Raw genomic sequence first — 3,624 nt, 5'->3', positions numbered from 1 at the left:
CCCGTACCCGCGCCCCCCGCCTCCCCGCTGGCGGACGCGTACGCACGGCTGACGGCCGCGTACGACGGCCTGCACGTCGTGGAGCGCGCCGCGCACGAACCCGCCCCCCGGGGTGCGGGCTGGGTCGGCGCGGACGAACTCGCGGCCGGCGGACCGGCCCTCGACGCCTTCCTGGCCTGGGACAAGGCCCAGGTCCTGCAGGACTACGGGCGGGAGGCGCGCCCCGACGTGGTCGCCACCTTCGGGCTGCACCGGTACGCCTGGCGGGCGTGCCTGCTGACCACCGTTCCGTGGTTCCTCGACCGCCGGGTGCCCCGTCTCGCCCCGGCGGACGTGGCCGTCCACCGGCCCCGCGGGCGGATCAGCGTCCGCGCCCGGACCTTCGCCTGCCTGCCGGACGATCCGGCGGCCGCCCTCCCCGGGGCCCGCGTCGTGCCCGACGAGGCGGCTCTGCGGGACGAGGTGCGCGCTGCGGTGGCGCAGCACCTCGAGCCGCTGCTGGCCGGCTTCGGCCCGCGCACGCGGCGCAGGCACCGCGCCCTGTGGGGCCTGGCGACCGACTCGCTCGTCGCGGGCCTGTGGTACGCGGCGAAGCTGCTCGACGAGGAGCAGCGGGCCATCGCCGAGCTGCAGGCCCTGCTGCCGGGCGCAACGGCCCCGTACACCGGGGGCGCCGGCTTCCGTACGCTCACGGGCCCGGGCGGCATGCCGCTGGCGACCCGGGACCGGGTCAGCTGCTGCCTCTTCTACACGATCCGGCCCGAGGAGACCTGCGTGACCTGCCCCCGGACCTGCGACGCGGACCGGGTGACCCGCCTCACGGCACGCGCAGCCGCCGCCGGCTGAGCGCCCGTCACCGGCAGCCACGGGAACCCGGCGCCGTCGGGTGTCAGTGACGGCGCGTACGGTCTGCGCATGATCGATCGACGGCCGCCCCTGTCCTCCCTGTACGACTTCGCCCCCTGGGCCCCGGTGCTGCGGCTCCTGCTGGCCGGCTACCCGGAGGTCCGGCCCGACGGGTCCGCCCGCGTGGCGGGACGCATCGGCCGGCACGGCTACAGCCTGTGGCTGCGGGGAGGCATGTCGTCGGAGCGGCCTGCGGCCGTGGAGCACGTCCAGCGGGCGCTCGCGCGAGGCGGGGTCGAGGAGGTCGCGTTCTCGGCGGAGATCCGGCCTACCGGACGGACCACCCTCCGCCTGGTCTGGCCCTGCCCGGCCGTGGAAGCCGCCATCGGCTACCCGGACCTCGGGGTGCTCGTCCTGGTCGACGGCTCCCTCCCCGGCCCCTGGCGCCGCCTCCCCGACCGGGCGCCGGGGACGGTCCCGGCCCCCTCGGCCGACCTGGAACTGCTGGAGCGCACGCTCCGCGAGCGGATGCCCGACGCCATTGGTGCGACGGAAGAGGAAATAGCCGCAGCCGAGGCCCGCCTCGGCGTCACCCTCCCGGACGAGCTGAAGGTGTTCTACCGGGTGACCCGGGTGGAGGGGGAAGAAGAGAAGAACTGGGAGGGCGACTACGAGACGTGGGAGCGCGCCACCGAGGAGCGGAACCGCGCCTCCGACGCGGTCGGCTACGAGGTCTCCGCCCTGCACGAGCTGTACGCCGTCGACCCGGAGTCCCGCCACTCCCGCTGGGAGTTCGGGGCGACGGAGGGGGTCGCCACGACGCCCGACGCCGCGGTGCAGGGCCTCGCCGGCTCGCCCGGCTGGATCGTCTTCGGCAGCAACGGCGGCGACGAGATCGCGGTCGACCTGACCCCCGGCCCGGGCGGACACCTCGGGCAGGTCATCCTGGTCGACCACGAGCAGAGCCTCGGTGCCCAACTCGTCGCCGACTCCTTCACCGACATGGTCCTGGGACGGGAGAGGAAGGAGCCCCGGGTCCACCCCAAGGACCTCCCGGCCGTGGCCAGGGTCGGCGGCGGCGACCTGTCGACCGTCCGGGCCGCAGCCCATCCCGCCCTGGAAGTACTGTCCCTCCGCGCCGGGGACGGCGCCCCGTTCGGCCTCGCCCCCGTCACCGGGCTGCCCCGCCTGCGCACCCTCACCGCCGACCCCGGCACGCTCGCCGACCCCCTGGAGATCACGGAGCTCGCCGGGCTGGAGTTCCTGGAGCTCGGACCGCAGGAGTGGCGCGCCCTCCTGGACGCCGGCGCCGTACCGCGCAGCCTGTCGGCCGCCGCCGTCCGGGAACAGGGACAGGACCGCGGGACCGTGGTGGCCGTCGCCAACGAGCTCCTCGCCCTGTGGGACCGGCCCCGGATCGACGAGACCGTCCTCGAAGGAGACCTCCTCCCCGAGGCGTAGCCGTCGGGCGCCGTCAAGCGGCTCGCTCTCCAACCCACCCGTCCGGCTGATCGCAATCGAACACAACTCCTGCGATATGCACGGGAGTTCGAGCCGCGACACCCTATCCGGCGGGCCGCGCCCCCCGATGGCGTCCACTTGCCCCGAAACCTGCATGCCGAGCCGATCTCCTGCGCAACCATGGCCCCGGTAGGCCGCAAGTCGATGCAAAGGCGAGGGACATCCGCATGAGACTGACCGACATATCGCTGGACTGGCTGCTGCCCGGCAGCCTGTTGATCCTGGGCGTACTTGCGGCAGTTGCGGTACTGGCCCGGGGCAAGCGGGAGAACGACAAGGCGGCGACCGAGGACTCCTGGGAGCGCAGCGAGGAGCGGCGGCGCCGCAAGGAGGCCGTCTACGGAACCGCCTCCTACGTCCTGCTGTTCTGCTGTGCGGCGGTGGCCGCCGCACTCTCCTTCCACGGGCTGGTCGGCTTCGGCCGGCAGAACCTGAACCTCTCCGGGGGCTGGGAGTACCTGGTCCCCTTCGGCCTCGACGGCGCCGCCATGTTCTGCTCGGTGCTCGCCGTGCGCGAGGCGAGCCACGGCGACGCGGCCCTCGGCTCGCGCATGCTGGTCTGGCTGTTCGCGGGCGCGGCAGCCTGGTTCAACTGGGTGCACGCGCCGCGCGGCCTCGGCCACGACGGGGCACCTCAGTTCTTCGCCGGCATGTCGCTGTCGGCGGCCGTCCTCTTCGACCGGGCCCTCAAGCAGACCCGCCGGGCGGCGCTGCGCGAGCAGGGCCTGATCCCGCGGCCTCTGCCCCAGATCCGCATGGTCCGCTGGCTGCGGGCGCCCCGCGAGACGTTCGGTGCGTGGTCGCTCATGCTGCTGGAGGGCGTCCGCACCCTGGACGAGGCCGTCGAGGAAGTACGGGAGGACAAGCGGGAGAAGGAGATGGACCGCCTCCGCAGGCGGGACCAGAACCGGCTGAACCGGGCCCGCCTGAAGGCGCTGGGCCGGCAGAACCGGACCTTCGTGTTCGGGCGCTCGCGCGGGCGCCAGGTTGACATGGCGGGGCTGGCCTCCGCGACGGGCTCCGCGCCGGTCGGCGCGGAGCCGGCCATAGCGGATCCCGGACATCTGCCCGCACCGCGCCGACACCTCTCCCTGCAGGCCGTGACCGGATCGGACATCGGTGACCTGACCGGCCCGCGCACGGTCGACCTGACCGCCGAGGACGACACCCAGACACTCCCCCGGCTCGACTCCCTGGAACGCAAACTCAAGGATCTGGAACAGCAGTTCGGCTGACTTTCCTCCTGCCGCCGACCCC

Annotated in this window: 3 protein-coding genes; all 3 read left to right on the top strand. The window is 74.1% G+C overall.

What is annotated here, in order from left to right; all coding sequences use genetic code 11:
• The first annotated feature begins 27 nt into the window (after nt 1-27).
• The 3 genes from HYE82_RS35030 (at nt 28) to HYE82_RS35020 (ending at nt 3,602) form a co-directional block, all read left to right on the top strand.
• Entirely contained in the window at nt 28-846 is an 819-nt protein-coding gene (locus tag HYE82_RS35030) for a (2Fe-2S)-binding protein (protein ID WP_179178264.1), read from the top strand.
• A gap of 69 nt (nt 847-915) precedes the next feature.
• The gene (locus tag HYE82_RS35025; RefSeq protein WP_179178263.1) at nt 916-2,307 is read left to right on the top strand and encodes an SMI1/KNR4 family protein; all 1,392 of its coding nucleotides are present in this window, start codon (nt 916-918) and stop codon (nt 2,305-2,307) included.
• 227 nt (nt 2,308-2,534) lie between these two features.
• Nucleotides 2,535-3,602 carry a DUF2637 domain-containing protein gene (locus HYE82_RS35020; RefSeq protein WP_179178262.1) on the top strand — a complete coding sequence of 356 codons (1,068 nt, stop codon included), beginning with the start codon at nt 2,535-2,537 and terminating at the stop codon, nt 3,600-3,602.
• The last annotated feature ends 22 nt before the right edge of the window (nt 3,603-3,624 follow it).

The organism is Streptomyces sp. BR123 (genome assembly GCF_013401435.1).
Lineage (GTDB): Bacteria > Actinomycetota > Actinomycetes > Streptomycetales > Streptomycetaceae > Streptomyces.
The sequence above is the reverse complement of the archived record's forward strand: the minus strand, read 5'-3'. Positions and strand labels throughout refer to the sequence as shown.

Bases quoted from the DNA above. Each gene is read 5' to 3' on its own strand.
- HYE82_RS35025 (WP_179178263.1), top strand. From the start codon at position 916: ATGATCGATCGACGGCCGCCCCTGTCCTCCCTGTACGACTTCGCCCCC.
- HYE82_RS35020 (WP_179178262.1), top strand. From the start codon at position 2,535: ATGAGACTGACCGACATATCGCTGGACTGGCTGCTGCCCGGCAGCCTG.